Here is a 25,563-nt window from a genome sequence, read left to right as displayed (position 1 = left end):
GCTGCCGTGACTCGTTCCGTTTGGAAGGGGCCGTTCGTAGACGGCTACCTGTTGAAGAAGGCAGACAAGGCGCGTGCGTCCGGCCGCAACGAGATCATCAAGATCTGGTCGCGTCGTTCCACCATTCTGCCGCATTTCGTTGGTCTGACCTTTGGCGTCTACAATGGCCAGAAGTTCCTGCCGGTGCTGGTGACTGAGAATATGATCGGTCATAAGTTCGGTGAGTTCTCGCCGACCCGGACGTTCTATGGCCATGCGGCCGACAAGAAGGCGAAGAGGAAGTAATCATGGGCAAGCCTGCTGCAGAGCGGCGCCTCAGCGAGACTGAGGCCTCGGCGTTCGGCGGAATGATCCGCACGAGCCCGCAGAAGCTGAACCTGGTTGCACAGCTGATCCGTGGAAAGTCCGCTGGTGAAGCCGTCGCCCTTCTTACATTCTCCAAGCGCCGCATCGCCGGTGAGGTGAAGAAGGTTCTCCAGTCCGCTATCGCGAACGCCGAGAATAACCACCAGCTGGATGTTGATCGTCTTTTCGTCTCGCACGCTTCCGTGGGCAAGGCCCTGGTTATGAAGCGTTTCCATGCCCGCGCTCGCGGTCGTGGTGCTCGCGTCGAAAAGCTGTTCAGCAACCTGACCGTGATCGTTCGTGAGCGCGTCGAGGAGAAGGCCGGGGAGGCCGCTGAGTAATGGGTCAGAAAGTCAATCCGATCGGCCTTCGCGTCGGTATCAACCGCACCTGGGACAGCCGCTGGTTCGCTGATCGCGACTATGCCAAGCTGCTGCACCAGGATCTGCGTCTGCGCAAGTACCTGCAGGCTCGCCTGCAGGCTGCTGGTGTCAGCCGCGTGGTGATCGAGCGTCCGGCTAAGAAGGCCCGCGTGACCATCCACACCGCCCGTCCGGGCGTGGTGATCGGCAAGAAGGGCGCAGACATCGAAAAGCTGCGCTCCGAACTGTCGAAGATGGCCGGTTCCGAGGTGAATCTGAACATCGTCGAAATCCGCAAGCCGGAGCTCGATGCGCGTCTGATCGCCGAGAACATCGCTAGCCAGCTGGAACGCCGTGTGGCTTTCCGTCGCGCCATGAAGCGCGCCGTGCAGTCCGCCATGCGTCTGGGTGCCCAGGGTATTCGTATCAACTGCTCCGGCCGTCTGGGCGGGGCTGAGATTGCGCGTATCGAATGGTACCGTGAAGGCCGCGTGCCGCTGCACACGCTGCGCGCCGACATCGACTATGGTGTTGGTACCGCGATGACCACCTACGGCACCTGCGGTGTCAAGGTTTGGGTGTTCAAGGGCGAAGTCCTGGCTCACGATCCGATGGCGCAGGACAAGCGCGCCGCGGATCAGACCCCGGTCCGCTGAGACGTCCGGATACTGGCAGGGATATAGAGAAGGCTACATGCCATGCTGAGTCCGAAGCGTACTAAGTACCGCAAGGCGCACAAGGGCCGTATTCACGGCGCGTCCAAGGGCGGCACCACGCTGAATTTCGGCGCTTTCGGCTTGAAAGCTGTCGAGCCGGCGCGTATTACGGCACGTCAGATCGAATCTGCGCGTCGCGCCATCACCCGTCACCTGCGCCGTCAGGGCCGCGTGTGGATCCGGATTTTCCCGGATCTGCCCGTTTCGTCCAAGCCGGCGGAAGTGCGAATGGGTTCCGGTAAGGGTTCGCCCGAATTCTGGGCGGCCCGCGTTGCGCCGGGGCGTATCATGTTTGAACTCGACGGTGTGCCGGCGGATCTCGCCAAGCGCGCCTTCGAACTGGCCGCTGCAAAGCTGCCGATCAAGGTGCGTATGGTCACCCGTCTGGGTGAAGGGGGTGAGGCATGACGAAGGCTACCGACCTTCGGGCCAAGAGCGCAGACGAGCTGAACGATCAGCTCCTCTCGCTCAAGAAGGAACAGTTCAACCTGCGTTTCCAGAAGGCCTCTGGCCAGCTGGAGAACACGGCGCGGGTTCGTGAGGTGCGTCGCGATATCGCCCGCATCAAGACCATTCTCGGCCAGCAGACTGCGTCTGCTGCCGCCGCGTCCTAAGGGAGGGGTTACAAGATGCCCCGTCGCGTCCTGCAGGGTACCGTGGTGTCCGACAAGGCTGACAAGACCGTCACTGTACTGGTCGAGCGCCGCGTTATGCACCCCGTGTATAAGAAGTTCATCAAGCAGTCCAAGAAGTACGCCGCTCACGACGAGTCGAACAGCGTCAAGATCGGGGACACTGTCCAGATCGAAGAATGCCGTCCGATTTCCAAGTCCAAGCGGTGGACCGTGCTGGCGACTCCGGTCGCCGACAACGGCTGATTGAACCCGGCGGCTTCGGCCGCCGGTCTTCATTGGCCAAAACAGCTGAATACATAAGGAAGCCATTCCATGATTCAGATGCAAACCAACCTGGAGGTCGCCGACAATAGCGGCGCGCGCCGGGTGCAGTGCATCAAGGTGTTGGGCGGCGCAGGTCGTCGCTTCGCCGCCATCGGCGATGTTATCGTCGTGTCGGTGAAGGAAGCGATTCCGCGCGGCCGCGTGAAGAAGGGTGATGTGCATCGCGCCGTCATCGTTCGCACCGCCAAGGAACTGCGTCGTGAAGACGGTTCCGTCATCCGCTTCGACCGCAATGCTGCCGTGCTGATCAACAAGCAGGGTGAGCCGATCGGTACCCGTATCTTCGGGCCGGTCACTCGTGAGCTGCGCGGTAAGAAGTTCATGAAGATCATTTCGCTGGCGCCGGAGGTGCTCTGATGGCTGCGAAGATCCGCAAGAATGACCGTGTCGTTGTCATCGCTGGCAAGGACAAGGGCAAGACGGGCGAAGTCATCGAAGTGCTGCCGACCGAAGGTCGCGTCAAGGTGCGCGGTGTCAACCTGGTGAAGAAGCACCAGCGTCAGACCCCGATGCAGCAGGGCGGCATCGTCGAGATCGAAGCTGCGCTGGACGTGTCCAACGTTGCGCACATCGACCCGAAGACCAACAAGCCGACCCGCGTTGGCTTCCGGACCCTGGAGGACGGCCGCAAGGTTCGCTTCGCCAAGGCTTCCGGTGAAGTGATCGACCAGTGAGGCGCACAATGGCTGCCCGTCTGAAGGAACAGTACGATACGGTCATCCGGGCCAAGTTGAAGGCGGAGTTTAACTACGCCAACGACATGCAGATTCCGAGCCTGGAAAAGATCGTTATCAACATGGGTGTCGGCGAAGCCGCCGGCGACAGCAAGAAGGTGAACGCGGCTGCTGCTGAGCTGGCTGCGATCACCGGTCAGAAGCCCGTGATCACCAAGGCCCGCAAGTCCATCGCGCAGTTCAAGCTGCGTGAAGGCATGCCCATCGGTTGCAAGGTGACTCTGCGCCGTGACCGCATGTACGAGTTCCTGGACCGTCTGGTCACCATCGCGCTGCCCCGCGTCCGCGACTTCCGCGGTATCCCGGCGACCAGCTTCGATGGCCGGGGGAACTACGCCATGGGTCTGAAGGAACAGATCATTTTCCCGGAAATCGATTACGACAAGATCGATGAAATCCGTGGCATGGACATCATCTTCGTGACGACGGCTGAGACCGACAAGGAAGCCAAGGCTCTCTTGAAGGCTTTCCAGATGCCGTTCATCGGGGAGGCGGGGAATCATGGCTAAGAAGAGCTCTGTCGAGAAGAACAAGCGTCGCACCGAGCTGGCGGCGAAGCACCGCGAAAAGCGCGCCGCCCTCAAGGCGACCGCCCGCAACCGTGATCTGCCCGATGACGAGCGTTTCGCGGCCGTGCTGAAGCTGGCGCAGCTGCCCCGCAATGGCAGCCGCACCCGCATCCGGAACCGTTGCGAACTGACGGGGCGTCCGCGCGCCTTCTATCGCAAGTTCCGTCTCTGCCGCGTCGCCCTGCGTGATCTTGCCAGCAATGGCCAGATCCCGGGCATGACCAAGTCCAGCTGGTAAGGAGGGTCGGGTAATGAACCTGAGCGATCCCCTGGGCGATATGCTGACTCGTATTCGTAACGGTCAGAAAGCCCGCATGTCGGTCGTTAGCAGCCCGGCCTCCAAGCTCCGCACCAATGTGCTGGAAGTTTTGAAGCGCGAAGGCTACATCCGCGGTTATTCCGTTGAGGATGTGAAGCCCGGTGTGAGCAATCTTCGCATCGAGCTGAAGTACCACGAAGGCGAACCGGTCATTAAGGAAGTGCATCGCGTTTCCAAGCCGGGCCGCCGGATTTACTCCAAGATCGCCGATCTGCAGCGCGTGTATAACGGGCTGGGTATCGCGATCCTCTCGACGCCGCGCGGCGTCATGTCTGACAACGAGGCCCGCGCCGCCAATGTTGGCGGTGAAGTCCTCTGCAAGGTGTTCTAAGGAGCACGGCCATGTCGCGTATCGGAAAGCATCCGGTGCCGGTTCCGGCCGGGGTAACCGTTCAGGTCACCGGTCAGACTGTCACCGCCAAGGGTAAGCTGGGTCAGCTCAGCCTCATCCTTATCGACGAGATCGAAGCGAAGCTGGAGGATGGCAAGCTTGTCGTCGCTCCGCGCAACGAAACGGTTCGCGCTCGTCAGAATTGGGCCACCGCCCGCACCAACCTTGCCAATCTGGTGACCGGTGTGGAAAAGGGCTTCACCAAGAATCTCGAAATCACCGGCGTCGGCTACAAGGCCGCCGTTGCTGGTTCGGAGCTGGTGTTGAACCTGGGCTTCAGCCACGACATCCGTTACCCGATTCCCGCGGGTATCACGATGAAGTGCGAGAAGCCCACCTCCATCTCGATCTCTGGTGCTGACAAGCAGCAGGTGGGTCAGATCGCTGCGGAGATCCGTTCTTATCGTCCGCCTGAGCCCTACAAGGGCAAGGGTGTGAAGTATGAGAACGAGATCATCGTCCGCAAAGAAGGCAAGAAGAAGTAAGGCGGTCGTCGATGAGCAAGCAACAGGATCTCAACCAGCGTCGCAAGGCGCGGGTGCGCACCCGGATCCGCAAGTTCGCGGGTGGTCGCGTTCGTCTCTCGGTCTTCCGGTCGAGCCAGCACATCTATGCCCAGATCATCGACGACACGGCGGGCCATACGCTCGCCGCTGCCTCGACCCTGGACAAGGATCTCCGCGACGCCCTCAAGACCGGCGCGGACATCGAAGCGGCCAAGGCCGTCGGCAAGCTGATTGCCGAACGCGCCCTGGCCAAGGGTGTGAGCGCCGTCGTGTTCGATCGCGGTCAGTATCTGTTTCACGGTCGTGTGAAGGCTTTGGCCGACGCCGCCCGCGAAGCCGGCCTGCAGTTCTAAGGGGGTAGCAATGGCTCGTAATGAGAACAGCGCGGCCGGCGGCGAGGGTGAGCGGCGGAACCGCGATCGCGGCGAACGCCGCGACCGTGGTGAAAACCGCGATCGTCGTGAGGAGCGCGAAGGCGACGATCTCGTCGAGAAACTCGTCGGGATCAATCGCGTCGCCAAGGTGGTGAAGGGTGGTCGTCGCTTCGGCTTCGCCGCCATCGTCGTTGTCGGTGACGCCAAGGGTCGCGTCGGCGTCGGCTCGGGCAAGGCCCGTGAAGTGCCGGAAGCCATCCGCAAGGCCACCGATCAGGCCAAGCGGTCGATGATCCGCGTGCCGCTGCGCGAAGGCCGCACGCTGCATCACGATGTGTACGGTCACTTCGGTGCCGGCAAGGTCGTGCTGCGTGCAGCCCCGCCGGGTACCGGTATCATCGCCGGTGGCCCGATGCGCGCCATCTTCGAAGCCCTGGGCGTCGCGGACGTGGTGACCAAGTCGGTCGGCACTTCCAACCCGCACAACATGATCAAGGCGACCTTCGACGCCCTGGCGCAGTGCGTCAGCCCGCGTGCTGTGGCCGCCCGTCGTGGCCGTCGCGTTTCCGATATTCTCGGCAAGCGCGAAGGTGAGAAGGAGGCCGCGTAAATGGCTGACAAGTCCACCATCGTCGTGACCCAGATCGGTAGTCCGATCGGTCGCCAGGGCGACCAGCGCGCCACCCTGATCGGCCTGGGTCTGAACAAGCTGAACCGCACCCGCGAGCTGGAGGATACCCCCTCCGTCCGCGGGATGATCAACAAGGTTCGGCACCTCGTGCGCGTCGAGGAGGCCTCGTAAGAGGCTTCCCCGATACGGCTTGAAGGATAGACACCATGAAGCTCAACGAAATCCGCGAAAACGAAGGCGCCCGCAAGGGTCGCATGCGTATCGGTCGCGGCATCGGGTCCGGCAAGGGCAAGACCGGTGGCCGTGGCGTTAAGGGTCAGAAGTCCCGTACGGGCGTCTCGATCAAGGGCTTCGAAGGCGGCCAGATGCCTCTGCATCGCCGTCTGCCGAAGCGCGGTTTCTCGAACGTGCCGTTCGCCAAGGACTACGCTGTGGTCAATGTCGGCGCCGTGCAGAAGGCCATCGATGATGGTCGCCTGAACGCCGCCGAGACGATCACCGCCGATGTGCTGGTTGCGGCCGGTCTGGCCCGCGCCGCCCGTGATGGCGTGCGTCTGCTGAACAAGGGCACGATCACTGCCAAGGCCACGTTTGACGTGGCCGGTGCTTCTGCCGGCGCCATCGCCGCCGTCGAAGCCGCCGGTGGCAGCGTGAAGGTCGCGGTGGCGGAAGAAGCCACTGAGGCCTGATCGACGTCAGGTTCGATGTTGGAGCAGGGCTCCGGGGCAACCCGGGGCCTTGTTTCATTTAGGCTATCCGCATTTCTTATGCGCGCGGCGCCATGCGACCATGGTACCGGGGGGCGCTTGTCGCATTGACCCCCGCGCCAAATATGGTTAAGCGGTAAGGGGTGTATGGCTTTGGCGTGCTGTGGGGCTGGCGGGCGTGGCGTAACGCGCGCTTAATGCCCCGCCATGTCACTTTCATGTTGACCGCGACGCGCTGGCCCTGTTCAAAGCCATGTTTAAGAGTGGCCGGATGTGCCGGCCGGGTGTGCGACTTCAAGGGGCCTTTCATGGCATCAGCTGCCGAGCAACTTGCCGCCAATATCAATTTCGGTGCCTTCTCCAAGGCCACCGAATTGAAGAAGCGGATTTGGTTCACCCTGGGGGCGTTGATCGTCTACCGGCTGGGAACCTATATCCCGCTGCCGGGCATCAATAGCGGCGCCTTTTCCAGCTTCTTCGCCAATCAGGCGGGCGGCATCCTGGGCATGTTCAATATGTTCGCCGGCGGTGCTGTCGAACGTATGAGCATCTTTGCGCTCAACATCATGCCCTATATCTCCGCCTCGATCATCATCCAGCTGATGACGGCGGTGTCGCCGACGCTGGAGACCTTGAAGAAGGAAGGCGAATCGGGCCGCAAGAAGATCAACCAATATACCCGCTACCTGACCGTGGTGCTGGCCCTGGTGCAGTCTTATGGCCTCGCGCTGGGATTGGAGGGCATGAATCAGGCCGGTGGGTCGGTGGTGATTGATCCCGGCTGGTTCTTCCGCATCTCCACCGTGCTGACCATGGTGGGCGGCACGATGTTCCTGATGTGGCTGGGTGAGCAGATCACGGCCCGTGGCGTGGGTAACGGCATTTCGCTGATCATTTTTGCCGGTATCGTGGCAGCGTTGCCGCGCGCCTTCGCGCAGATTCTGGAGCTGGGCCGCACCGGCGCCATGAGCAGCTGGTTCATCATCGCCATGCTGGTGCTGGCGGTGATTGTGATTACCGGTATCGTCTTCTTCGAACGTGCGCAGCGCCGCCTGATCGTGCAGTACCCGAAGCGCCAAGTCGGTAACAAGATGTTCGGCGGTGAGGCTTCGCATCTGCCGCTGAAGCTGAACACCGCCGGCGTCATTCCGCCGATCTTCGCCTCGTCGCTGCTGCTGCTGCCGCTGACCATGGTGGGCTTCTCCGGCGCCAATGCCGGTACCGGTAACGGCTCCTGGTGGTCGACCGCGCTGGAGATGGTGACGCGGCATGTGGCGCATGGCACGCCGCTTTACATGCTGCTGTATACTGCGCTGATCGTGTTTTTCAGCTTCTTCTATACCGCCATTGTCTTCAATCCGACCGAGACGGCCGAGAACCTGAAGAAATATGGCGGGTTCATTCCGGGCATTCGGCCCGGCAAGAACACGGCCGACTATCTGGACTTTGTGCTGACGCGTCTGACGGTGATCGGGGCTGCCTATATCACGGTCGTCTGTCTGTTGCCGGAAATCCTGATGGCAGAATATGGCGCCGCCTTCTATTTCGGCGGTACCTCTCTGCTGATCCTGGTGACGGTGACGATGGATACCGTGGCCCAGGTTCATTCCCATCTGCTGGCGCATCAGTATGAAGGCCTGATCAAGAAGGCCAAGCTGCGTGGGAGACGTGGATGAATCTGATCCTGTTGGGGCCGCCGGGGGCCGGTAAGGGGACGCAGTCCCAACGCCTGGAAAAGAAGTACGGCACCATCCAACTGTCCACCGGGGACATGCTGCGCGCCGCTGTGCGCAGCGGTTCCGCGCTGGGCCAGCGGGCCGACGCCATCATGAAGGCCGGGCAGCTGGTGCCGGACGAGGTGATGATCCAGATGATCTCCGAGCGGATCGATCAGCCGGATTGCGCCAAGGGCTTCATCCTGGATGGTTTCCCGCGCACCGTGCCGCAGGCGCAGGCGCTGGACATCATGCTGGAAGAGAAGGGTCTGAAGCTTGATCATGTGATCGAGATGAAGGTGGATGGCCCGGCCCTGGTCACCCGCGTCACCGGCCGGTTCACCTGCGCCAAGTGCGGTGCCGGCTATCACGACAGTTTCCACCCCACCAAGGTGGCTGGTGTCTGTGATAATTGCGGCTCTACTGAGTTCACCCGCCGCGCGGATGACAATGCCGAAACCTTCGGCAAGCGTCTGGCAGCCTATGAGCGTGATACGGCGCCCATCCTGCCTTATTACCGTGAGCGCGGTGTGTTGCAGCAGGTGGACGGCATGGCGGAGATCGATGAGGTCACCCGCCAGCTGGAAGCCATCATCGGCTGAGCATTGGGCGATATCTGAAAGTCAGGGGGCGGGCCGTCAGGCGCCGCCCCTTCGCTTTTGGGGGGGAGGGTGGCCAAGGTCGCATGGGTCGCCCTGGCGTGCGGCTTGACAGGGGCCAAGGTCTGCCTATACTGCGCGCCTTCAATCCGTCACAGGATTGGATATGCATGATGAACGCCGTTCCAGGGCTGATGCCCGGGGTCGGTGCTTTTTCATGCATAGGCATTTGAAGACCCCGGTTCGCCGGGACTTCTTCGGATGAGATGTCCCGAAGCCTCCTGATCGCCCCGCCACGGGTGACGGGCATGGCAGGCGGGATGTGGACGAAGACGGTGCGGCAGTCGCCGCACCATAACGAGGAGAAGACACGTGGCGCGTATCGCTGGCGTGAACATCCCCACCGCGAAGCGTGTGGTGATCGCCCTTCAGTACATCCATGGCATTGGCCCGAAGTTCGCAAGCGAGATTTGCGAAAAGATTGGGATCCCGGCCGAACGTCGTGTCAACCAGTTGACCGACGATGAAGTTCTGCGCATCCGCGAAACCATCGACGCCGACTATCGCGTGGAAGGCGACCTGCGCCGCGAAACCGCGATGAACATCAAGCGTTTGATGGACATGGCCTGCTATCGCGGCCTGCGTCACCGTAAGGGCCTGCCGGTCCGTGGTCAGCGCACGCACACCAACGCCCGTACCCGCAAGGGTCCGGCGAAGCCGATCGCCGGCAAGAAGAAGTAAGACGGGAGACCAGATAAATGGCAAAGCCCAACGCCGCTGCTCGTCTCCGTCGTCGCGAGCGCAAGAACATCACCTCTGGTGTCGCTCACGTGAACGCCAGCTTCAACAACACGATGATCACCATCACCGACGCGCAGGGCAACACCATTGCCTGGTCGTCGTCGGGTACCATGGGCTTCAAGGGTTCGCGTAAGTCGACGCCCTATGCCGCCCAGATGGCTGCCGAGGACGCTGGCCGCAAGGCTCAGGAACACGGCATGAAGACGCTGGAAGTGGAAGTCAAGGGTCCGGGTTCGGGCCGTGAATCCGCTCTGCGCGCGCTGCAGTCGATCGGTTTCCAGATCACGTCCATCCGTGACGTGACTCCGATCCCGCACAACGGCGTTCGTCCGCCGAAGAAGCGCCGCGTCTGATCCAGACCGAGGCATTCCGGCACCCGCACCGTTCGGGAAAGGTGGGCGCACGCCATCGCGCCCACCCACGCATTGAACGGTTGGCCCCATCTGCGAAAGCCGTTGGGGCCGTGGTGTGCCGGAATGTTGCTTTGACCCGATGGCAAGAGGCATAGCCGTGATCCAGAAGAATTGGCAGACTCTCGAAAAGCCGAACAAGTTGGAAATCACGCCGGGTAATGACCCGAAGCGTGAAGCCGTCATCGTCGCCGGCCCGCTGGAGCGGGGCTTTGGCCTGACGCTCGGTAATTCCCTGCGTCGCGTTCTGCTCTCCTCGCTGCAGGGCGCTGCCGTCACCTCGATCCATATCGATGGTGTGCTGCACGAATTCTCCTCGATCCCGGGCGTCCGTGAAGACGTCACCGACATCGTCCTGAACATCAAGGCGATGGCCCTGAAGATGGGCGCCGAAGGCCCGCGCCGGATGCGGCTGCGCGCTGAAGGCCCGTGCAACGTTGTTGCCGGCATGATCGATACCGGTGCCGATATCGAGGTGCTGGATCCCGATCACCTGATCTGCACGCTGGATGCCGGCGCGCGTCTGAACATGGAATTGACGGTTCATTCCGGTAAGGGCTATGTCCCGGCCGCCATGAACCGTCCGGAAGATGCCCCCATCGGCCTGATCCCGGTGGACAGCATTTTCTCCCCCGTCACCAAGGTCGCCTACAAGGTGGAAAACACCCGCGTTGGCCAGACCACGGACTATGACAAGCTGCTGCTGACCGTTGAGACCAACGGCGCCGTCACGCCGGAAGATGCGGTGGCCATTGCCGCCCGTATCCTGCAAGACCAGTTGCAGATGTTCATCAATTTCGAGGAGCCCCAGGCAGCGGTGGCCGAGTCGAAGGCGGACGAAATCCCCTTCAACAAGAACCTGCTGCGCAAGGTGGACGAGCTGGAACTGTCGGTTCGCTCGGCCAACTGCCTCAAGAACGACAATATCGTCTATATCGGCGATCTGGTGCAGAAGACCGAGGCGGAGATGCTCCGTACCCCGAACTTCGGCCGCAAGTCGCTGAACGAGATCAAGGAAGTGCTGGCCCAGATGGGTCTGCATCTCGGCATGGAAATCCCGAACTGGCCGCCCGAGAATATCGAGGATCTGGCCAAGCGTCTGGAAGAGCCGTACTGAGCTTGATTTTACGGGCGGAGCCTTCTAGGTTCCGCTCCCTGTTTTACCCAGGGCATTCCGCCCACCCCCGCCGTACTGGCCCGACAGGGTACCGGCGTCTGCGGGGATCGCCATCGGTTCCGCCCAGCGGGGCCACGCTATGCAAGGAGAGCACCCATGCGTCACGGTATGTCCGGGCGTAAGTTCAGCCGCACCACCTCCCACCGTCTCGCCATGTTCTCCAACATGGCCAACGCCCTGATCAAGCACGAGCAGATCAAGACCACCCTGCCGAAGGCGAAGGATCTGCGTCCGATCGTCGAAAAGCTGATCACGCTCGGCAAGAAGGGCGGCCTCGCCAACAAGCGTCTGGCCTATGCCGAGCTGCGCGACAACGCCATTGTGGACAAGCTGTTCACCGTGATCGCTGAGCGCTACAAGGACCGCAACGGTGGTTACACCCGCGTTCTGAAGGCCGGCTTCCGTTATGGCGACAACGCCCCGATGGCCGTCATCGAGCTGGTTGACCGCGATCAGGCCGCCAAGGGCCTGGATAGCGGCCCGGTGCTGGTGAAGGACGAGGACGGCGAAGAAGCCGCCGTCTGATCGGTTCTTTCAGGTCCGTATGACAGAAACCCGCCGGGGCAACCCGGCGGGTTTTTGCTTGTGCGCGGCGGATGCAGCACCGCCTGTCGGTCAATGCTGATCATGCCTGTCAAACGCCCTGCAAGGGCGTAGGATGTTGATGCAGACCAAGAAACCAGGCTTGAGGAAATCGCCATGATCGACCTGTACACCGCCGCCACGCCCAACGGCTATAAGGTCTCCTGCACGCTGGAGGAGTTGGGCCTGTCCTACAATGTGCATGTGCTGGCGCTGGCCAAGGGGGAGCAGAAGGAACCTTGGTTCCTGGCCATGAATCCCAATGGTCGCATCCCGGTGATTGTCGATCGGGCGGAGGATTTTACCGTCTTCGAATCGGGCGCGATCATGGTCTATCTGGCGGAAAAGACCGGCCGGTTGCTGCCGGCCGATGCCAAGGGCCGCAGCCGGGTGCTGCAATGGCTGATGTTCCAGATGGGGGGCGTGGGCCCGATGATGGGGCAGGCCAATGTCTTCTATCGCTATTTTCCGGAAAAGATCGAACCGGCCATCCAGCGTTATCAGAACGAAACCAAGCGCTTGCTGACGGTGCTGGATGGGCATCTGGCGTCCCATGAATATCTGGCTGGTGATTTCTCCATCGCCGATATCGCCAATTGGTGCTGGGCGCGCACGCATGACTGGTCGGGTGTCGCCATCGATGACCTGCCGCATCTGACCCGCTGGATCAACCAGATCGCCGCCCGTCCCGGCTGTGCCGCCGGTCTGAATCAGCCGCCGCGCGTGGTCAGTGGGGAGGAACTGGTGAAGACTGCCCAGACGATGATCGCGCGGTGAAAAATTTTATCGGACCGGCGTAACCTTTTCCGGGTGGCGACGAATGACAGGGTGGGGCCGCTTCCGGTCCCACCGATCTGATCATCAAGGAGCCATCGCCATGAAGTCCGCCACCAGCCTGACCATCCTGTCCCTGGGCGCCGCCGTTGCCGGTGCGCTGTCGCTGGCCGCCATCAGCGTGCCGGCCCATGCTGAGGAAAAGGTCAAGTGCTACGGCATCGCCAAGGCCGGCGAGAATGATTGCGCCAACAAGGCGGCCGGCCATTCCTGTGCCACCGAGTCGAAGGTCAATTACAGCGGTCAGGACTTCAAGGCCGTCACCAAGGCCGCCTGCGAGGCCGAAGGCGGCAGCCTGACCCCGTTTGAGGGCACCAACCCCAAGAAGGCGGCCAAGTAAGCGGGACCGGCGGAACCAGCGCGCCATGCGGCCCGCCCCCAGCCACCGCCCCGAAGCCGTGCCGCTTGCGGCCGGCATCGGTCTGCGCCACGCCCATGTGCTGGATTTCCTGACGGCACCGCAGGAGGTGTCGTGGCTGGAGGTGCATTCAGAGAATTATCTCTGCGCCGGGGGGCCGCGCTTGGCGCAACTGGAGCGTATCCGGGCCGATTACCCGCTCTCCTGTCACTCCGTCGCCCTGTCATTGGGGGCGGCGGAGGGGGTGTCGCGGGATCATCTGGCCCGGCTCCGCATCCTCTATGACCGGTTTCAACCAGGGCTGATTTCCGACCATCTGGCCTGGTGCGGGGTGGAGGGGATGCACGCGCCGGACCTGCTGCCGTTGCCGTTGAATGGCGAAAGCCTTGAGGTGGTGGCGCGCAATGTCGAACGCGCGCAAGAGGGGTTGGGCCGCCGGCTGCTGGTGGAAAACCCCTCCCTCTATCTCCGCTTCCAGGCCGATGAGATGGATGAGGCGGATTTTCTGGCAGCGCTGGTGGCACGCACTGGCTGTGGCCTGCTGCTGGATATCAATAATCTCTATGTCAGCTGCCAGAATCGCGGGCTGGACGCGGCCAGCCTGCTGGCCCGGTTCCCGGCTGCCGCTGTCGGTCAATATCATCTGGCCGGTCATGCCAGGGTAATGGTCGAAGAGGCGGTGCTGCTGGTGGATGACCATGGCTCCCCGGTATCCGATCCCGTCTGGGCGCTTTATGCCCAGGCGCTGCGGCTGATCGGCCCCCGGCCCACCCTGGTGGAATGGGATACGGACGTGCCGCCGCTGCCCGTGCTGCTGGGGGAGGCGGCCCAGGCCCAGGCGCTGCTGGAGGAGGCAGGGCCATGCTGAAACAGCTTCAGCAGGCCATGCTGGGGGCGGTCTATGGCGATGCGGCGGGCTTTGCCCGCGTCGCCGCCGGGCTGGCCCCGGCGACCGTTGATCCGGTGCGGGCCCTTTACCTGCACACGGCCACCGTCACCGCCGCGTTGACCGGCGTGCTGGCCCAGGCCTATCCGGCGGTTCATGCGGAGATGGGGGAGGCGGGGTTTGCCACCCTTGCCACCCGTTTCCTGCGGGAACAGCCGCCCGCCTTGCCCGTGCTGTCCGCCTATGGCGCCGGATTCGCCGAGCTTGTGCCGCCCGCCCTGCAAGGGATGGCGCGGCTGGATTGGTCGGCGCATCGGGCCTATTTCGCCGCCGATGCCCAGGCCCTGAGCCCGGCGGCCCTGGCGCTGATCCCGCCGGACCGGCTGGGGGGGCTGGATTTGCGGCCAGTGCCCTCCGTCAGCCTGCTGGCGGGGGTTGACCCTGATCCCTGGCTGCCGCTTCGGCCGGACTTGGCCGTTGTGATTAACCCGTTCGAGTCGCCCCCCGCCGGGGCGCTGATCTGGCGCGGCACTGATTTGCGGGTGGCGGCCTGCCCGGTGGATGGTGGGGTATTGACCCTGCTGACGGGCTTGGCGGCGGGGCAGGGGCTGTTGGCGGCGGCGGAGTCGGCCCTGGCCGCCGGGCTGCTGGACCTGCCGGCGGCGCTGGCTTTTCTGCTGAACCAGGGTCTGCTGACCCGGACGGAGGATGCGGCCCCATGATTGAACGATTATTCCGCTTTGTTATCGATCCTGGTCCCAGCCTGAGCCTGCCGGCGGTCAGCCGTTACGTTGCCGCAATAATCCTTGTCAGCGGCCGTGTCTGGCTGGGGTTGCCCTTCCTAAAGGCGGGGCTGCACCGGCTGGGCAGTTGGGATGCGCAATCCTTCCTGTTCACAGAAATCCATCCCGTCCCCTTCCTGTCGGCGGCCATTGCGGCCCCGCTGACCACCGGGGCGGAGCTGGTGCTGGGGGCCCTGCTGCTGCTGGGGCTGACGGGCCGGCTGGCCGCGGCGGGGTTGGGGGTGATGGCGGCCAGCCTGTTCTTTGTCATCGGCCGCACGGTTCAGGGAATGGAAAATGGTATTGCCGTTGCGGGGGAACAGATTCCATGGATGATCATCGCTGTCGTTCTGATTGTGGCCGGTCCCGGCCTGCTGTCGCTGGATGCGTTCATCGCCCGGCGCTGGCGGCGGGCGGACAAGGCCAGCTGAGATGGGGGCAAGCCTTGCGACATATCCTGATCTCTACCGGCCTGGGGCTGGCACTCTGCCTTGGTTTGGGCTTCTCCGCCGGGGCGCAGACGGAACCGGCCAAACCCACCCCCGGCCTGACGGCAGCGGAGAAGACCGCCAAGCAGCAGGCCTACGAGGAGGCGGAACGGCTCTGCCGTGCCATCAAGGACCAGGACAAGTTCAACGAATGCCTGGACCTTTATTTCGTGGATGCCAAGAAATTCAAGGCGTTCCTGGACGAGCACGGGGTGAAGGACAGCAAGCCGCCGCAGAACTGACCCCGCCCTTGCGCGCGTCAAGCGTCAGCCGGGAGGCGATGGAGGAAGGCGAACTGGCCGCCCTGCTGGTGGCGGCGCAGGAGGGGGACCGGCGTGCCTATGCCGCCTTCCTGAATGCGGTGCTGCCGCTGCTGCGCCGCATGGGCCGGGCCAAGCTGGCCAGCGCCGCCGATCTTGATGATTTCGTGCAGGATTGCCTGTTGAGCCTGCACCAGGCCCGCGCCACCTATCAGCCAGGGCGGCCGGTGCTGCCCTGGCTGCAGGCGATTGCCCGCAACCGCCTGTCCGATGCCCTGCGCCGCACCTATCGCCGCCGCGATGTGGAGGCCCAGGGCCATGATCCGGAGTTGCTGGAAAACGTGCCGCAACCCGCCGTCGAGGAGGGGGAAGGACGGGAGCTTGCCCCCTTGCTGGCGCAATTGCCGGATCGGCAGCGCGCCGCCCTGGACATGCTGAAAATACGGGGGATGAGCCTGCGCGACGCCTCGGCCGAAAGCGGCATCAGTGTCGGGGCCTTGAAGGTGGCGGTGCATCGCGGCATTGCCAGCCTGCGCCAGATGCTGGGCCGGGAGAATGACCATGACTGATACCGCCCGCCTGATCGACCAGTTGGCCGCCCGTGACGATGGTGTGCGCCGCTTGCCCCACCCGCGCTGGCGCCTGTTGCGCTGGCTGTGCCTGTGCCTGCCGCTGGTGCTTTTGATGGTGGGGATCGAGGGGGTGCGGCCCGATCTTGCGGCGGTGATCCGCCAACCGCTCTGGCTGGCGCAGCAGGGCTTGGCCTTGGGCACGGCGCTGGCGGCGGCCTATGCCGGCATCACCTTCAGCGTGCCGGGGCGGGAATGGTGGGGCAAGCTGGTCTGGCTGCCGATTCTGGGATTCTGGGTGTCCGCCATCTGGGCCAGCCTGGGCCCGATGGGGGAAGCGATGGCCGTGACCGATTTTTCGGAAATCTTCTGCCCCTATTGTTTCCCGGTGATCAGCATCGGCAGCGCCTGCCTGCTGGCCTGGGACATGCGCCGCGCGGCACCCATCGCACCGGTGCGGATGATGGGGCTGCTGCTGGTGGCAGGGGGCAGCCTGGCCCTGTTCGGCGAACGGCTGATCCATGACGGGTTTGAGGCACCCTTGCTGATGCTGGTGCAAATCCTGGCGATTCTGGCCGCCGGACCGCTGCTGGCCCCGCTGGGACGCGCGGTTTTCCGCTGGAAGCGTGGTTGACCATATCATTGCCGTTCGGGCAGAACGGCACGCCTTTAGCGCAATGATATTCCCCTTTTGGCGGTAGCTGTTGCGATATGCTGCCGACATTCGTACTGTTGTCGGTAGTTTCATCGGCTGCCGGCCTGGACGTATTGTCGTGTCGGGCGGGCCCCCTCCCTCAGCATTGGTGTTTACTGCGAAATGGCGCTCCAACAGCGGCTTGATATTCGACAGTCCCAGTCGTTGGTGATGACGCCGCAGCTTCAGCAGGCCATCAAGCTGCTGCAGCTCTCCAATATGGAACTGGCCGATTTCGTCGATAAGGAACTGGAGCAGAATCCCCTGCTGGAACGGGCGGAAGGCGAATGGACCGATGCCGCCCCCGACGGTGTGGACAGGGAAGAGGCGCCGGCCCCCATGCCGGAAGGACGGGTGGCCGACACAGTGGAATTGGCCACCAGCGACCGCATGGCATCGGACAGTGATGCCCCGCTGGATACGGATTTCGAGAATGTCTACACCAACAGTTCTGTTGCCGATCTGGATGGTGCGGGGCTGGGATCGGGCGAACAGTTCGGCGACTGGTCGTCGCGCAGCGGCGGGTTTGAGGATGATGAGAGCGGGTTTGAGGCGACCCTGACCGAGCGGCCGAAGCTGCGCGACCATCTGGAAGAGCAGATCAAGATGGATCTGCCCGACCCGATGGACCGTCTGGTCGCCTATGCCCTGATGGATCATCTGGACGAAACTGGATATCTGGTCGCCGATCTGGCGGAAATTGCCAGCACGCTGGGCTGCGAACTGGCCCGGGTGGAGGCCGTGCTGGCCCGGCTGCAGCGCTGCGATCCGGCCGGCATTTTCGCCCGCACGCTCTCCGAATGTCTGGCACTCCAGCTGCGGGAAAAGAACCGGCTGGACCCCTGTATGCAGGCGCTGCTGGACCATCTGCCGCTGCTGGCCGCCCGCAATCTTCAGCAATTGCTGAAAGTGTGCGGCTGCGATGCCGAAGACCTCTCCGACATGGTGGCGGAGATCAAGGCGCTGAACCCCAAGCCGGCGCTTTCCTTTGATTTTGAGCCGGTACAGACGGTGGTGCCGGATATCCTGATGCGAGCGGCCCCCGGCGGCGGCTGGCTGGTGGAGCTGAATACGGACACGCTGCCGCGCGTGCTGGTCAACCAGCGCTATCACAGCCGCGTGCTGGCCGGCGCCCGCAACAAACAGGAAAAGGAATATATCGCCGAACAGTTTCAGTCGGCCAGCTGGCTGGTGAAAAGCCTGCATCAGCGTGCCACTACCATCCTGAAGGTGGCGACGGAGATTGTGCGGCAACAGGACGCTTTCTTCCTGCATGGGCTGCAATTCATGAAGCCGCTGATTCTGCGCGACATCGCCGAAGCCATCGGAATGCATGAAAGCACGGTCAGCCGCGTGACCACCAACAAGTTCTTGTCCAGCCCGCGCGGCGTGTTTGAACTGAAATATTTCTTCACCTCCGCCATCCAGGGGGCGGACGGTCAGGCCGCGCATTCCGCAGAGGCGGTGCGCTTCCGCATCAAGGCTCTGATCGATGCGGAGAAGGCGGATGACACGCTTTCCGACGATAAAATTGTCGAAATTCTCCGCGCTGATGGGATCGACATTGCACGTCGGACCGTTGCCAAGTATCGTGAGGGTATGAAGATCCCCTCTTCAGTCCAGCGCCGTCGGGAGAAGGCCCTTGGGTTGTAGACCCTGCGCTGACCGTTCGAGGAAGACCCGTCCGTTGGATTTCTCCCGGTTCTGGATGCCAGTCCCGGATGGTGGTTCCCCGAAAACGGTTTACGCGCCCTGAAAGAACAGGTCGAATATGCAAGTCACCGTCAAAGGCAAGCAACTGGATGTGGGCGATGCTCTGCGGACCCACGTGAAGGATCAGCTAGCAAACTTGGTGGGCAAATATTTCGGCAACCCTATGGAGGCGACGGTCATCCTGTCCAAGGATGCGAATCTGTACAAAGCGGATATTCAGGTTCATGTCGGGCGTGGCATCCTGTTGCAATCCAATGCCCAGGCGAATGAGCCCTACCCGGCCTTTGAGGAGGCGGCGGACAAGGTGGCCAAGCGCCTGCGTCGTTACAAGCGCCGGTTGAAGGATCATCATGAGCGCCAGACGCTGGCCCAGTTGCCAGTAACGTCCGCGCGTAAATACATTCTGGAGGCTGATGGGGCCGATCCAGAGGTTTTTGAGGAGGAGGCGGAAAGCACCGCCGAAGTCAACGGACATCAGCCGGTCGTTGTCGCGGAGATGGAAACAGCCATCGAAATGCTGACCGTCAGCGAAGCGGTGATGCGGATGGACCTTGCGGATTTGCCCGCTTTGATGTTCCGTAATCGGGCACACGGCGGTCTGAACATGATCTACCGCCGTCCGGATGGCAATGTCGGCTGGGTCGATCCCGCTGGCACCCCCGGACCCGTGAAGCAATAAGGTGATCTGTACCCCATGTCTGTTTCCTTGCGTTCCCATTCCCCTTCCCCGCAACAGACGTTTCCGGCAGCGATGAATGATCTATTGAAGCCGGAGGCGATCCTCCCGAACCTGAAGGCTGGCTCCAAAAAGCAGGCTTTGCAGGAACTGGCGAAGAAGGCGGCCGAACTGACCGGCCAGCATGAACGCGCCATTTTCGACGTGCTGGTGGAACGGGAGCGGCTGGGCACCACAGGCGTGGGCCGTGGCATCGGTATCCCACACGGCAAGTTGCCCGGCCTGTCCGGCGTGATGGCGATTTTCGCCCGGTTGGAAAAGCCGGTCGATTTTGAAGCCATCGACGAACAGCCGGTGGACCTGATCTGTCTGCTGCTGGCCCCGGAAGGGGCGGGGGCGGACCATCTTAAGGCGCTGGCCCGCGTGTCACGCCTGCTGCGGGATCAGGTTCTCTGCGACAAGTTGCGCGGGGCCGAATCCGGTGATGCGCTTTACGCGGTGCTGGTCCAGACGGAACATAGCAACGCGGCGTAAGCCGGGTTACGGTTGTTGAAAGAAAAAGGGCGGCATCCGTGCGGGTGCCGCCCTTTTTTGTTTTTTGGGGGGGAGGCGGTGGAGGAATAATTATCCAACGCTCTGTTGCCTCCCCCGCGAAAGCGGGGGTCCAGGGGCCACGGGGACGAACAGACGCTTATTTCCTCTGGCCCCTGGTTCCCCGCTTTCGCGGGGAAGGCAAGGATGCGCAACGGAGTAACGTTTGGAAGCGGCGCGGACGAGCTATCGCCAAAATCCCCCCCCCTCACCGCCGCAGCAAGAACTCCCGTCCCACCTTCACCCGTTTCACCCCGTTATATTCCACGATATCGGCGGTGGCGTAGGTTTCCGACCATTTGTCGGGCAGATAGCTGCCGGTGCCGATAATGTCGATCGGGGCCAGGGCGTCGGCCATGACGCGGCATTTTTCCGGGGAAAAGCCGCTGCTGGCCACGATCTTCACCTTGGGGAATCCGGCCTGATCCAGCTTTTCCCGCATCCAGTGGATGGCGGCGGCGGAGACGCCGGCGCCGATCAGGTGGCGTTGCTCGCTTTCATCCCGATAGCCCCTGATGCTGTCCGGCGCGTGGCGGTCCAACACGGCATAGCTGGTGGGCGGGTCCAGCCCTTCGACAAAGCGCCCGCCCGGCGTGTCCAGCCGCAGGGCCAGATCGCCGCTGGCAGCCAGATCGGGGAAGCGGCGGCACACTTCCAGGCTGTCGCTCACTTCGCGCCCGAAATAATCCACCAGTACGGTCATCGCCTGTCCGGGGAAGGTCTCGTGATACATCTCCGCCGCGCGCACGGTGGACCCGGCATAGCCGATCAGGGCATGGGGCATGGTGCCCAGCCCCTGGTCGCGGCCGAAATAATGGGCGGTGGCGTCGGTGGCATTGCCGACAAATCCCACCGCCCCGTCGCGCCGCCGGGCCCGGGCAGACCCGACCGACGCCGCATAGGCCATGATCTCCGCCATCTCCGTCCCGGCGCAATGGCGGGCATCCATGGCCAGGAAGGCCGCCTTGGGCAGGCCGGCGCACATCATATAGGCGTTATAGGCGGCGACACAGGCGGGGCCCAGCTTCATCAGGAACAGGGTTTCCAGTTCTGCCATCTGGCTGAACGGGCCGGTGATCCAGAGCATCGGTTCACCGGCCCCCACCCATTTGCCTTCTGCGTAATTCTGCTGAATCTCCGGCGTGAAGCCGCGCGCGGCGGCCGTCTGCCGCAGCCAGTCCAGCGCCAGCCGGGGGGCGAACACCACCGGCCGGCGCATGAACACGGCATAGGTCACGCGCTGGTCGCCGAATTTCTCCACGATCGCGCGGGTACGCTGGAAGTAAACATCGGTCCAGCGGCTGACATCATCGGGGCCGGGCGGGGTGCTGGTCATCGGATCGGTTCCAGGACGAAACGGGAAACCGATCATAGAGCGGATCGCGGAAAAGCGGAATCGCTTTGGGCGTGAATCCGCTCGCTGAACAAGGACTTAGGGCCGGGTGCGTTTTCGGTTAAACGCACCTGGCCCTAGACCGTCTGTCACGTCCGGATCACGTCTGCCAGCGGGCGGACATTCTTGCCATCGGGGAAGACATGGGCATCCAGCGCGCGGGTGGAGACGCCCAGATGGTCCTTCAGCACGGCTTTCAGCAGGGCGCGCATGTCGGTGGTGGGGGCAAGGTCGCGGCCTTCATAGAGCTTGTCGTCCCGCAGGCCCGGCCATTTGCCCAGCATCCGCCCGCCTTCAATGGCGCCACCGGCCAGCAGGGCCACGCCGGCCGTGCCATGATCGGTACCGCCGGTGCCGTTGGGGCGCACGGTGCGGCCGAATTCCGTCACCACGGCGATGACGCTCTTGCTCCATGCCTCGCCCAGACCTTCACGCAGCAGGCCCATTACCTCCGCCAGATCGGTCAGCGCGTTGGGCAGCCGGCCTTTGATGGAGCCCTGGCCGACATGGGTGTCCCAGCCCTGCATATCCATCACTGCCACGCGGGGGCCGGCGGGATCGGCCAGCATCCGGCCGGCGGTGGTGGCCATTAATTGCCGGTCCTTGGGCTTTGGCTGGCCGGCCGGCACGCCGCTGGCCATCTGTGCCATGTCGGCAATGCCCAGGCCGGACGACAAAGCCGGGCCCAGCACCTTGTCCTTCTGATAGATATCCATCACCCGGTTGAGGAAGTCGGTGGTCGGTTCCGGCAGGGGCGACGGTGCCCAACTGGCCACGGGTACCGCACCGCGCATTACCAGCGGCACGCCCTGGCCCAGGGCCAGACCTAAGCCCGTGCCATGACCATGCACCTGATCCAGCGCCCGGTTCAGCCAGCCGGTCTTCTGCCCCGTCGGTTTGGCCCCACCGCTTTCCAGCAGGTCCTGTGCATCGAAATGACTGCGTTCCCGGTAGGGCGTGGCGATGGCATGGACGGCCAACAACTGCTTTTCCGCCCACCAGCCATGGATGGGCGCCAGGGCCGGGTGCAGGCCGAAATACCCGTCCAGGTCCAGCAGCCCGTCGGGCTGGCCCGGCTCGGCCAAGGCCAACTCACCCCGAATGCTGCGATAATCCGGGTCGGCATAGGGGGCGATGGCCCCCAGCCCGTCCATGGCCCCGCGCAGCACGATCAGCACCAGCCGCTTGTCGGTGGCGGCATCGGCGAAGGCCACCTTCAGCGGGCTGGCGGCCAGCAGGCCGGCAGCCATGCCGGCCCCCAGGAAATGACGGCGATGCATCCTTACCTCCGTTGAAAGGCGGGGGACGAAAGAGCCAGGGCCAAAGCCTCGGCGGGGGAAGGGGCGCGGGCCACCATCTGCACCAGTTCGGCATCGGCCAGATCGCCCAGCGTATCGGCCAGCAGCAGGCGGGCATCCACCCGCCCGCCGGCCCGCTGCCCCAGGGCCAGCGACCAGTCCACCCGGCGCACCACGGCATCCGGCCCGGCCCAGTCGGCGGCCCGGTCCGGCCAGCCGGCGGGGGAAGGCGCGGCAAAGGGCATCTGGCCCAGCAGGTTCAGGGCATTGACCACCTGCTTCTCATCCAGCGGCAGCTGGGTGGCGCGCAGGGCGGCGGTCAGAAAATCATTGGGGCTGCGCAGCTTGGCCAGCGGTTCCTCCCAGGCGGCATCCAGCCCCACCAGCGTGGCCGTCACCGCCCCCAGATCGCCGCCCGTCTCCCTGAATTTTCGTTCCAGGGCATTGACGGCAGAGGCTGGTGGATCATCGGCGATGAAATGCCGGGCCAGCTTTACCGCCACATGCTTGGCCGTGCCCTTGTGGTTGGCCATCATGGTGATGGCGGCCGGTGCCTCCGCCGCCCCTTCCTCCGGGAAGGTGCGGCCCAGCAGGGTCTTCGGCCCCGGCTCATGCGTGTTGGGATTGAAGAAGGCGGTGCCGTCACCATCCTGCCGGTCGATGGTCCAGCCGGTCAGGATCAGGGCCAGCGCCCGTACATCATCCTGATCGTAGCCACCATGCACCCCCAGCGTGTGCAGCTCCAGCGCCTCCCGGCCCAGATTCTCATTCAGGCCGCGCTTGCGCTTCTGCCCGGCCTTGCTGTTGGGGCCGATGGATTGGGCATTGTCCAGATAGACCAGCATGGCCGGATGCAGAATGGCGGCCCTGGCCATTTCTTCGAACTGGCCCAGCACATAGGGCCGGATCGCTTCATTTTCAAAGGCCACGGCCAGGGGGGCCACCTCGCCCCGCTGGGTGGAAACGGTGAAATGGTTGGACCAGAACTGGGTCAGCCGTTCAATCAGCGGCCGGTCGCTGCTGGCGGCCACCCGGGTGCGGGTGGCGGCATCGCTGCGATAGGCCTCCTGCAAGGCCTTGCGGCGGGCCATCGCCTCCTCGCTCTGGCCCAGCTTGCGCACGGCCAGCAGCTCCATCAGGCGGGGGGCACTGCCGGGATGATCGATAAAGCCGGCCGGCAGGCCGGGGGGCAAACCACCCAGTTGGGTTTCCACCCAGCCGCGCGGGTCGCGGCTGATTTGGGCAAGGTCACCCGGTGCGGCACCATAACCGAACCGGGCAGTGGCATGGGCCGCCAGCGCGGCCGATGCGGGACCAGTCATCACCATGGAACGATCCTCCGGTGGGGAACGCCCTGGCCCGGTCCCACGGAACCGGGCTATTCACCCGGTGGCGGGGGAGGGGGAGCATGAGGCGGCGGCGCAGCGCCCCCCGGCCCGCCCGGCGGGGGCGGGCCGGGGGGGCCATCGGGCCGGCCGTCCGGTCTGCCATCCCGCCCGCCCTTTGTCGGCGGTGGGGGCAGCGTGCCGTCGGCCTGGGCCTGCGCCATGGTTTCAATCAGGGACTGATGGAACTTTTCCTGCGCGCGGCTAGTCTCTTCGCGGAATGTGGCAAAAGCCTGCTCGGCGGCTGTGACATCGAAGGGACGTGCGCGCAAAGCGTCATTGACGGCGCGACGGGCGGCGCGCATCGCCTCCATCCGCTCCTTCACTTCCGGCGTGCGGGGGGAGGAGCGCATGGCCTCGCGGATACGCTCATGGATGGGGGGCGGCACGGCGCCCAGCACCCGGTCGACGGGGCCTTCTGGTTCGCCGCGCAGCCAATGGCCCGCCCACAGGCCGGCCACCCCCAGATTGATGGAGACCGACAGCACCAGCGCCCCGGTCAGCAGAAGGGTGGACCGTTTCATTGTGCCTGCTCCGTATCGGCCGTCTCGTAATCGGCGGCCGCGTTCAGCATGGTGACCAGATTATCACTGCTGGCCGTCTCCGTCCCCGACATCGGGGGCAGCATCTGGCCATAGCCCAGCACGAAACCCAGCACGGCGGCGGCACTGGCGGTGGCCATGCCCATCGACCATTGCCGCCAGCTTGCCGTCATGCTTTGCCACAGCTCGGTCAGCAGACCGGGTGCGGCAAGCGGGCGGGGATGGGCCAGCGGCAGGGCCATGATGCGTTGGCGCAAATCGGCAGAGGCCGTCGCGACGGGCGGCAGATCGGGCAGGCAGGCGGCCAGCAGCTGCTCTGCCGCCAGCAGATCAATCAGCGATGCATCCGCCGCCATGGCCTGTTCGGCCGCACGGCGCCTGTCGGCCGGCCATTGCGAAAGATCCGCGCCGAACCGGTCGAGAAGGTTATGGAATTCCGTTTCGTTCATGGGTCCAATCCCCCTTCTCAACGTTCCGTGCCGGCCCTGGCGGGCCCGCCCTTGCCATCGGCGGCACCCCAGGCGGCCAGCCGGTCCCGTAAGGACCGGCGGGCACGTACCAGCAGACTTTCAAAGGCTTTCACACTGATATCCATGCTGCGGGCGGCTTCTGCGTTGGACAGTCCGGCATCATAGGTCAAGGTCACGGCCGCGCGCAGCCGATCCGGCAGTTCCGCCACCGCGGCCAGCACGGCGTTGCGGGTGCGCTGGCCGACCAGGGCGGTTTCGGCATCGGCGGTCGGATCGGGCGGATCGCCCGCCGCTTCCAGCGCCAGCGGCTGCTGGCGCCGTGTCCGATCCAGGCACAGGTTGGTGGTGATGCGATAAAACCAGGTGGAAAAGCGCGCGGCACCGGGGTCGAAACGGTCGGCATGGCGCCAGAGCCGCAGGAAAGCCTCCTGCGCCACATCCTCCGCCTCGGCCCGGTTGTTCAGCACGCGTTGGGCGATGGTGATGGTGCGGTCCAGATGGCGGGTGACCAGGATGCCATAGGCGCGGCGGTCACCAGCGGCCACCAGGGCCACCAGCGCCTCGTCACCCATCGCCTCCCGCTCGTCCCCGCTCTCCATCATTCCCCGCTGGTTGCTGGCCTGATCCATGCCGGCCGCCGTCATTGCCCCCGCTGATCCCTTATCGGTCGGGTCGGGGGGCGGCGGCAAGGGGCGTGCCCTGGCGGTGGCCGGCATGGTCATGGCGT

39 protein-coding genes are annotated in these 25,563 nt (G+C 63.9%); 33 read left to right on the top strand and 6 right to left on the bottom strand.

What is annotated here, in order from left to right; genetic code table 11:
- The first annotated feature begins 6 nt into the window (after nt 1–6).
- From rpsS to ptsN, 33 genes are all read left to right on the top strand, one after another.
- Nucleotides 7–285: a 30S ribosomal protein S19 gene (gene rpsS, locus CHB97_RS08585; protein ID WP_029013607.1), complete on the top strand. Its 279-nt coding sequence runs from the start codon at nt 7–9 to the stop codon at nt 283–285.
- A 2-nt stretch (nt 286–287) separates the two neighbouring features.
- Nucleotides 288–686: a 50S ribosomal protein L22 gene (rplV, locus tag CHB97_RS08580; RefSeq protein WP_089287555.1), complete on the top strand. Its 399-nt coding sequence runs from the start codon at nt 288–290 to the stop codon at nt 684–686.
- Complete coding sequence (gene rpsC / locus CHB97_RS08575; protein ID WP_089287554.1) at nt 686–1,363, top strand: 30S ribosomal protein S3; 678 nt, start codon at nt 686–688, stop codon at nt 1,361–1,363. The genes rplV and rpsC overlap by 1 nt, the downstream gene beginning before the upstream one ends.
- 42 nt (nt 1,364–1,405) lie before the next feature.
- The gene (rplP, locus tag CHB97_RS08570; RefSeq protein WP_089287553.1) at nt 1,406–1,831 is read left to right on the top strand and encodes a 50S ribosomal protein L16; all 426 of its coding nucleotides are present in this window, start codon (nt 1,406–1,408) and stop codon (nt 1,829–1,831) included.
- Nucleotides 1,828–2,037 carry a 50S ribosomal protein L29 gene (rpmC, locus tag CHB97_RS08565; protein ID WP_089287552.1) on the top strand — a complete coding sequence of 70 codons (210 nt, stop codon included), beginning with the start codon at nt 1,828–1,830 and terminating at the stop codon, nt 2,035–2,037. Before rplP ends, rpmC begins: the two co-directional genes overlap by 4 nt.
- Nucleotides 2,038–2,052: 15 nt before the next feature.
- Nucleotides 2,053–2,301, top strand: coding sequence for a 30S ribosomal protein S17 (gene rpsQ / locus CHB97_RS08560; RefSeq protein WP_089287551.1), 249 nt, complete (start codon nt 2,053–2,055; stop codon nt 2,299–2,301).
- Nucleotides 2,302–2,370: 69 nt separating this feature from the next.
- Nucleotides 2,371–2,739, top strand: a complete 369-nt coding sequence (rplN, locus tag CHB97_RS08555; RefSeq protein WP_029013613.1) for a 50S ribosomal protein L14 — start codon at nt 2,371–2,373, stop codon at nt 2,737–2,739.
- A complete protein-coding gene (rplX, locus tag CHB97_RS08550) occupies nt 2,736–3,056 on the top strand; it encodes a 50S ribosomal protein L24 (RefSeq protein WP_211098329.1) in 321 nt (106 codons plus the stop codon). The genes rplN and rplX overlap by 4 nt, the downstream gene beginning before the upstream one ends.
- Nucleotides 3,057–3,064: 8 nt before the next feature.
- On the top strand, nt 3,065–3,625 hold the full coding sequence (gene rplE, locus CHB97_RS08545) for a 50S ribosomal protein L5 (RefSeq protein ID WP_089287549.1): 561 nt from the start codon (nt 3,065–3,067) through the stop codon (nt 3,623–3,625).
- The gene (rpsN, locus tag CHB97_RS08540) at nt 3,618–3,923 is read left to right on the top strand and encodes a 30S ribosomal protein S14 (RefSeq protein ID WP_089287548.1); all 306 of its coding nucleotides are present in this window, start codon (nt 3,618–3,620) and stop codon (nt 3,921–3,923) included. The genes rplE and rpsN overlap by 8 nt, the downstream gene beginning before the upstream one ends.
- Before the next feature lie 13 nt (nt 3,924–3,936).
- On the top strand, nt 3,937–4,335 hold the full coding sequence (gene rpsH, locus CHB97_RS08535) for a 30S ribosomal protein S8 (protein WP_089287547.1): 399 nt from the start codon (nt 3,937–3,939) through the stop codon (nt 4,333–4,335).
- An 11-nt stretch (nt 4,336–4,346) separates the two neighbouring features.
- A complete protein-coding gene (rplF, locus tag CHB97_RS08530; RefSeq protein WP_089287546.1) occupies nt 4,347–4,880 on the top strand; it encodes a 50S ribosomal protein L6 in 534 nt (177 codons plus the stop codon).
- A gap of 11 nt (nt 4,881–4,891) precedes the next feature.
- Nucleotides 4,892–5,254, top strand: a complete 363-nt coding sequence (gene rplR / locus CHB97_RS08525; RefSeq protein WP_089287545.1) for a 50S ribosomal protein L18 — start codon at nt 4,892–4,894, stop codon at nt 5,252–5,254.
- Between the two features lie 10 nt (nt 5,255–5,264).
- Entirely contained in the window at nt 5,265–5,885 is a 621-nt protein-coding gene (gene rpsE / locus CHB97_RS08520; protein WP_089287544.1) for a 30S ribosomal protein S5, read from the top strand.
- Nucleotides 5,886–6,077, top strand: coding sequence for a 50S ribosomal protein L30 (rpmD, locus tag CHB97_RS08515; RefSeq protein ID WP_089287543.1), 192 nt, complete (start codon nt 5,886–5,888; stop codon nt 6,075–6,077). It abuts the gene before it with no gap.
- Between the two features lie 35 nt (nt 6,078–6,112).
- Nucleotides 6,113–6,595, top strand: coding sequence for a 50S ribosomal protein L15 (gene rplO / locus CHB97_RS08510; protein WP_089287542.1), 483 nt, complete (start codon nt 6,113–6,115; stop codon nt 6,593–6,595).
- A 326-nt stretch (nt 6,596–6,921) separates the two neighbouring features.
- Nucleotides 6,922–8,289, top strand: a complete 1,368-nt coding sequence (gene secY, locus CHB97_RS08505; protein ID WP_089287541.1) for a preprotein translocase subunit SecY — start codon at nt 6,922–6,924, stop codon at nt 8,287–8,289.
- Nucleotides 8,286–8,930, top strand: coding sequence for an adenylate kinase (locus tag CHB97_RS08500; protein WP_089287540.1), 645 nt, complete (start codon nt 8,286–8,288; stop codon nt 8,928–8,930). The genes secY and CHB97_RS08500 overlap by 4 nt, the downstream gene beginning before the upstream one ends.
- Before the next feature lie 369 nt (nt 8,931–9,299).
- A complete protein-coding gene (rpsM, locus tag CHB97_RS08495; protein ID WP_089287539.1) occupies nt 9,300–9,668 on the top strand; it encodes a 30S ribosomal protein S13 in 369 nt (122 codons plus the stop codon).
- 17 nt (nt 9,669–9,685) lie between these two features.
- Complete coding sequence (gene rpsK / locus CHB97_RS08490; RefSeq protein ID WP_089287538.1) at nt 9,686–10,081, top strand: 30S ribosomal protein S11; 396 nt, start codon at nt 9,686–9,688, stop codon at nt 10,079–10,081.
- Nucleotides 10,082–10,220: 139 nt separating this feature from the next.
- Nucleotides 10,221–11,255: a DNA-directed RNA polymerase subunit alpha gene (locus CHB97_RS08485; protein ID WP_279308146.1), complete on the top strand. Its 1,035-nt coding sequence runs from the start codon at nt 10,221–10,223 to the stop codon at nt 11,253–11,255.
- A 156-nt stretch (nt 11,256–11,411) separates the two neighbouring features.
- Nucleotides 11,412–11,840: a 50S ribosomal protein L17 gene (rplQ, locus tag CHB97_RS08480; RefSeq protein ID WP_089287536.1), complete on the top strand. Its 429-nt coding sequence runs from the start codon at nt 11,412–11,414 to the stop codon at nt 11,838–11,840.
- A gap of 174 nt (nt 11,841–12,014) precedes the next feature.
- Entirely contained in the window at nt 12,015–12,674 is a 660-nt protein-coding gene (locus CHB97_RS08475; RefSeq protein ID WP_089287535.1) for a glutathione S-transferase family protein, read from the top strand.
- Between the two features lie 100 nt (nt 12,675–12,774).
- Complete coding sequence (locus tag CHB97_RS08470) at nt 12,775–13,071, top strand: DUF2282 domain-containing protein (RefSeq protein ID WP_089287534.1); 297 nt, start codon at nt 12,775–12,777, stop codon at nt 13,069–13,071.
- Between the two features lie 25 nt (nt 13,072–13,096).
- Entirely contained in the window at nt 13,097–13,957 is an 861-nt protein-coding gene (locus CHB97_RS08465) for a DUF692 domain-containing protein (RefSeq protein ID WP_089287533.1), read from the top strand.
- Nucleotides 13,951–14,697 carry a DNA-binding domain-containing protein gene (locus tag CHB97_RS08460; protein ID WP_160105696.1) on the top strand — a complete coding sequence of 249 codons (747 nt, stop codon included), beginning with the start codon at nt 13,951–13,953 and terminating at the stop codon, nt 14,695–14,697. Before CHB97_RS08465 ends, CHB97_RS08460 begins: the two co-directional genes overlap by 7 nt.
- Nucleotides 14,694–15,188, top strand: coding sequence for a DoxX family membrane protein (locus CHB97_RS08455; RefSeq protein WP_089287531.1), 495 nt, complete (start codon nt 14,694–14,696; stop codon nt 15,186–15,188). The genes CHB97_RS08460 and CHB97_RS08455 overlap by 4 nt, the downstream gene beginning before the upstream one ends.
- A gap of 14 nt (nt 15,189–15,202) precedes the next feature.
- Nucleotides 15,203–15,487 (top strand): hypothetical protein, encoded by a 285-nt coding sequence (locus CHB97_RS26340; RefSeq protein ID WP_160105694.1) that lies wholly within the window; start codon nt 15,203–15,205, stop codon nt 15,485–15,487.
- 8 nt (nt 15,488–15,495) lie between these two features.
- On the top strand, nt 15,496–16,074 hold the full coding sequence (locus CHB97_RS26335) for a sigma-70 family RNA polymerase sigma factor (protein ID WP_160105692.1): 579 nt from the start codon (nt 15,496–15,498) through the stop codon (nt 16,072–16,074).
- Nucleotides 16,067–16,708, top strand: coding sequence for an NrsF family protein (locus CHB97_RS08445; protein WP_160105690.1), 642 nt, complete (start codon nt 16,067–16,069; stop codon nt 16,706–16,708). The genes CHB97_RS26335 and CHB97_RS08445 overlap by 8 nt, the downstream gene beginning before the upstream one ends.
- A gap of 183 nt (nt 16,709–16,891) precedes the next feature.
- Complete coding sequence (gene rpoN / locus CHB97_RS08440; RefSeq protein WP_089287528.1) at nt 16,892–18,421, top strand: RNA polymerase factor sigma-54; 1,530 nt, start codon at nt 16,892–16,894, stop codon at nt 18,419–18,421.
- A 118-nt stretch (nt 18,422–18,539) separates the two neighbouring features.
- Nucleotides 18,540–19,160, top strand: coding sequence for a ribosome hibernation-promoting factor, HPF/YfiA family (gene hpf, locus CHB97_RS08435; RefSeq protein ID WP_089287527.1), 621 nt, complete (start codon nt 18,540–18,542; stop codon nt 19,158–19,160).
- Between the two features lie 72 nt (nt 19,161–19,232).
- Nucleotides 19,233–19,691 (top strand): PTS IIA-like nitrogen regulatory protein PtsN, encoded by a 459-nt coding sequence (gene ptsN / locus CHB97_RS08430; RefSeq protein ID WP_089287526.1) that lies wholly within the window; start codon nt 19,233–19,235, stop codon nt 19,689–19,691.
- 265 nt (nt 19,692–19,956) lie between these two features.
- On the opposite strand, the gene CHB97_RS08425 is transcribed toward ptsN, so the two are convergent.
- The 6 genes from CHB97_RS08425 to CHB97_RS08400 all read right to left on the bottom strand — a co-directional run bounded on the left by CHB97_RS08425 (nt 19,957) and on the right by CHB97_RS08400 (nt 25,558).
- A complete protein-coding gene (locus CHB97_RS08425) occupies nt 19,957–21,084 on the bottom strand; it encodes a nicotinate phosphoribosyltransferase (protein WP_089287525.1) in 1,128 nt (375 codons plus the stop codon).
- A gap of 146 nt (nt 21,085–21,230) precedes the next feature.
- Complete coding sequence (locus CHB97_RS08420) at nt 21,231–22,421, bottom strand: DUF1501 domain-containing protein (protein WP_089287524.1); 1,191 nt, start codon at nt 22,419–22,421, stop codon at nt 21,231–21,233.
- Nucleotides 22,422–22,423: 2 nt separating this feature from the next.
- Nucleotides 22,424–23,767 carry a DUF1800 family protein gene (locus tag CHB97_RS08415; protein WP_089287523.1) on the bottom strand — a complete coding sequence of 448 codons (1,344 nt, stop codon included), beginning with the start codon at nt 23,765–23,767 and terminating at the stop codon, nt 22,424–22,426.
- Nucleotides 23,768–23,817: 50 nt separating this feature from the next.
- Nucleotides 23,818–24,348: a periplasmic heavy metal sensor gene (locus tag CHB97_RS08410; protein ID WP_089287522.1), complete on the bottom strand. Its 531-nt coding sequence runs from the start codon at nt 24,346–24,348 to the stop codon at nt 23,818–23,820.
- Nucleotides 24,345–24,815: a hypothetical protein gene (locus CHB97_RS08405; protein ID WP_089287521.1), complete on the bottom strand. Its 471-nt coding sequence runs from the start codon at nt 24,813–24,815 to the stop codon at nt 24,345–24,347. The genes CHB97_RS08410 and CHB97_RS08405 overlap by 4 nt, the downstream gene beginning before the upstream one ends.
- A gap of 17 nt (nt 24,816–24,832) precedes the next feature.
- Nucleotides 24,833–25,558: an RNA polymerase sigma factor gene (locus CHB97_RS08400; protein WP_244559461.1), complete on the bottom strand. Its 726-nt coding sequence runs from the start codon at nt 25,556–25,558 to the stop codon at nt 24,833–24,835.
- Nucleotides 25,559–25,563 lie beyond the last annotated feature (5 nt).

Origin of the sequence: Azospirillum sp. RU38E, from assembly GCF_900188385.1 — a bacterium.
Lineage (GTDB): Bacteria > Pseudomonadota > Alphaproteobacteria > Azospirillales > Azospirillaceae > Niveispirillum.
This window is presented reverse-complemented; position numbering and strand designations above follow the sequence as displayed.

Coding starts and splice junctions, on each gene's coding strand:
- rpoN (WP_089287528.1), top strand. CDS start 16,892: ATGGCGCTCCAACAGCGGCTTGATATTCGACAGTCCCAGTCGTTGGTG.
- hpf (WP_089287527.1), top strand. CDS start 18,540: ATGCAAGTCACCGTCAAAGGCAAGCAACTGGATGTGGGCGATGCTCTG.
- rpsC (WP_089287554.1), top strand. CDS start 686: ATGGGTCAGAAAGTCAATCCGATCGGCCTTCGCGTCGGTATCAACCGC.
- ptsN (WP_089287526.1), top strand. CDS start 19,233: ATGAATGATCTATTGAAGCCGGAGGCGATCCTCCCGAACCTGAAGGCT.
- CHB97_RS08415 (WP_089287523.1), bottom strand. CDS start 23,767: ATGGTGATGACTGGTCCCGCATCGGCCGCGCTGGCGGCCCATGCCACT.
- rplN (WP_029013613.1), top strand. CDS start 2,371: ATGATTCAGATGCAAACCAACCTGGAGGTCGCCGACAATAGCGGCGCG.
- secY (WP_089287541.1), top strand. CDS start 6,922: ATGGCATCAGCTGCCGAGCAACTTGCCGCCAATATCAATTTCGGTGCC.
- rplV (WP_089287555.1), top strand. CDS start 288: ATGGGCAAGCCTGCTGCAGAGCGGCGCCTCAGCGAGACTGAGGCCTCG.
- rplO (WP_089287542.1), top strand. CDS start 6,113: ATGAAGCTCAACGAAATCCGCGAAAACGAAGGCGCCCGCAAGGGTCGC.
- CHB97_RS08420 (WP_089287524.1), bottom strand. CDS start 22,421: ATGCATCGCCGTCATTTCCTGGGGGCCGGCATGGCTGCCGGCCTGCTG.
- CHB97_RS08500 (WP_089287540.1), top strand. CDS start 8,286: ATGAATCTGATCCTGTTGGGGCCGCCGGGGGCCGGTAAGGGGACGCAG.
- rplQ (WP_089287536.1), top strand. CDS start 11,412: ATGCGTCACGGTATGTCCGGGCGTAAGTTCAGCCGCACCACCTCCCAC.
- CHB97_RS08485 (WP_279308146.1), top strand. CDS start 10,221: ATGGCAAGAGGCATAGCCGTGATCCAGAAGAATTGGCAGACTCTCGAA.
- rplP (WP_089287553.1), top strand. CDS start 1,406: ATGCTGAGTCCGAAGCGTACTAAGTACCGCAAGGCGCACAAGGGCCGT.
- rpsE (WP_089287544.1), top strand. CDS start 5,265: ATGGCTCGTAATGAGAACAGCGCGGCCGGCGGCGAGGGTGAGCGGCGG.
- CHB97_RS08400 (WP_244559461.1), bottom strand. CDS start 25,558: ATGACCATGCCGGCCACCGCCAGGGCACGCCCCTTGCCGCCGCCCCCC.
- rplE (WP_089287549.1), top strand. CDS start 3,065: ATGGCTGCCCGTCTGAAGGAACAGTACGATACGGTCATCCGGGCCAAG.
- CHB97_RS08405 (WP_089287521.1), bottom strand. CDS start 24,815: ATGAACGAAACGGAATTCCATAACCTTCTCGACCGGTTCGGCGCGGAT.
- CHB97_RS08475 (WP_089287535.1), top strand. CDS start 12,015: ATGATCGACCTGTACACCGCCGCCACGCCCAACGGCTATAAGGTCTCC.
- rpsQ (WP_089287551.1), top strand. CDS start 2,053: ATGCCCCGTCGCGTCCTGCAGGGTACCGTGGTGTCCGACAAGGCTGAC.
- CHB97_RS08410 (WP_089287522.1), bottom strand. CDS start 24,348: ATGAAACGGTCCACCCTTCTGCTGACCGGGGCGCTGGTGCTGTCGGTC.
- CHB97_RS08425 (WP_089287525.1), bottom strand. CDS start 21,084: ATGACCAGCACCCCGCCCGGCCCCGATGATGTCAGCCGCTGGACCGAT.
- rpmD (WP_089287543.1), top strand. CDS start 5,886: ATGGCTGACAAGTCCACCATCGTCGTGACCCAGATCGGTAGTCCGATC.
- rplR (WP_089287545.1), top strand. CDS start 4,892: ATGAGCAAGCAACAGGATCTCAACCAGCGTCGCAAGGCGCGGGTGCGC.
- rpsK (WP_089287538.1), top strand. CDS start 9,686: ATGGCAAAGCCCAACGCCGCTGCTCGTCTCCGTCGTCGCGAGCGCAAG.
- CHB97_RS08460 (WP_160105696.1), top strand. CDS start 13,951: ATGCTGAAACAGCTTCAGCAGGCCATGCTGGGGGCGGTCTATGGCGAT.
- rpsH (WP_089287547.1), top strand. CDS start 3,937: ATGAACCTGAGCGATCCCCTGGGCGATATGCTGACTCGTATTCGTAAC.
- CHB97_RS08470 (WP_089287534.1), top strand. CDS start 12,775: ATGAAGTCCGCCACCAGCCTGACCATCCTGTCCCTGGGCGCCGCCGTT.
- rplF (WP_089287546.1), top strand. CDS start 4,347: ATGTCGCGTATCGGAAAGCATCCGGTGCCGGTTCCGGCCGGGGTAACC.
- CHB97_RS08445 (WP_160105690.1), top strand. CDS start 16,067: ATGACTGATACCGCCCGCCTGATCGACCAGTTGGCCGCCCGTGACGAT.
- CHB97_RS08455 (WP_089287531.1), top strand. CDS start 14,694: ATGATTGAACGATTATTCCGCTTTGTTATCGATCCTGGTCCCAGCCTG.
- CHB97_RS08465 (WP_089287533.1), top strand. CDS start 13,097: ATGCGGCCCGCCCCCAGCCACCGCCCCGAAGCCGTGCCGCTTGCGGCC.
- rpsN (WP_089287548.1), top strand. CDS start 3,618: ATGGCTAAGAAGAGCTCTGTCGAGAAGAACAAGCGTCGCACCGAGCTG.
- rpmC (WP_089287552.1), top strand. CDS start 1,828: ATGACGAAGGCTACCGACCTTCGGGCCAAGAGCGCAGACGAGCTGAAC.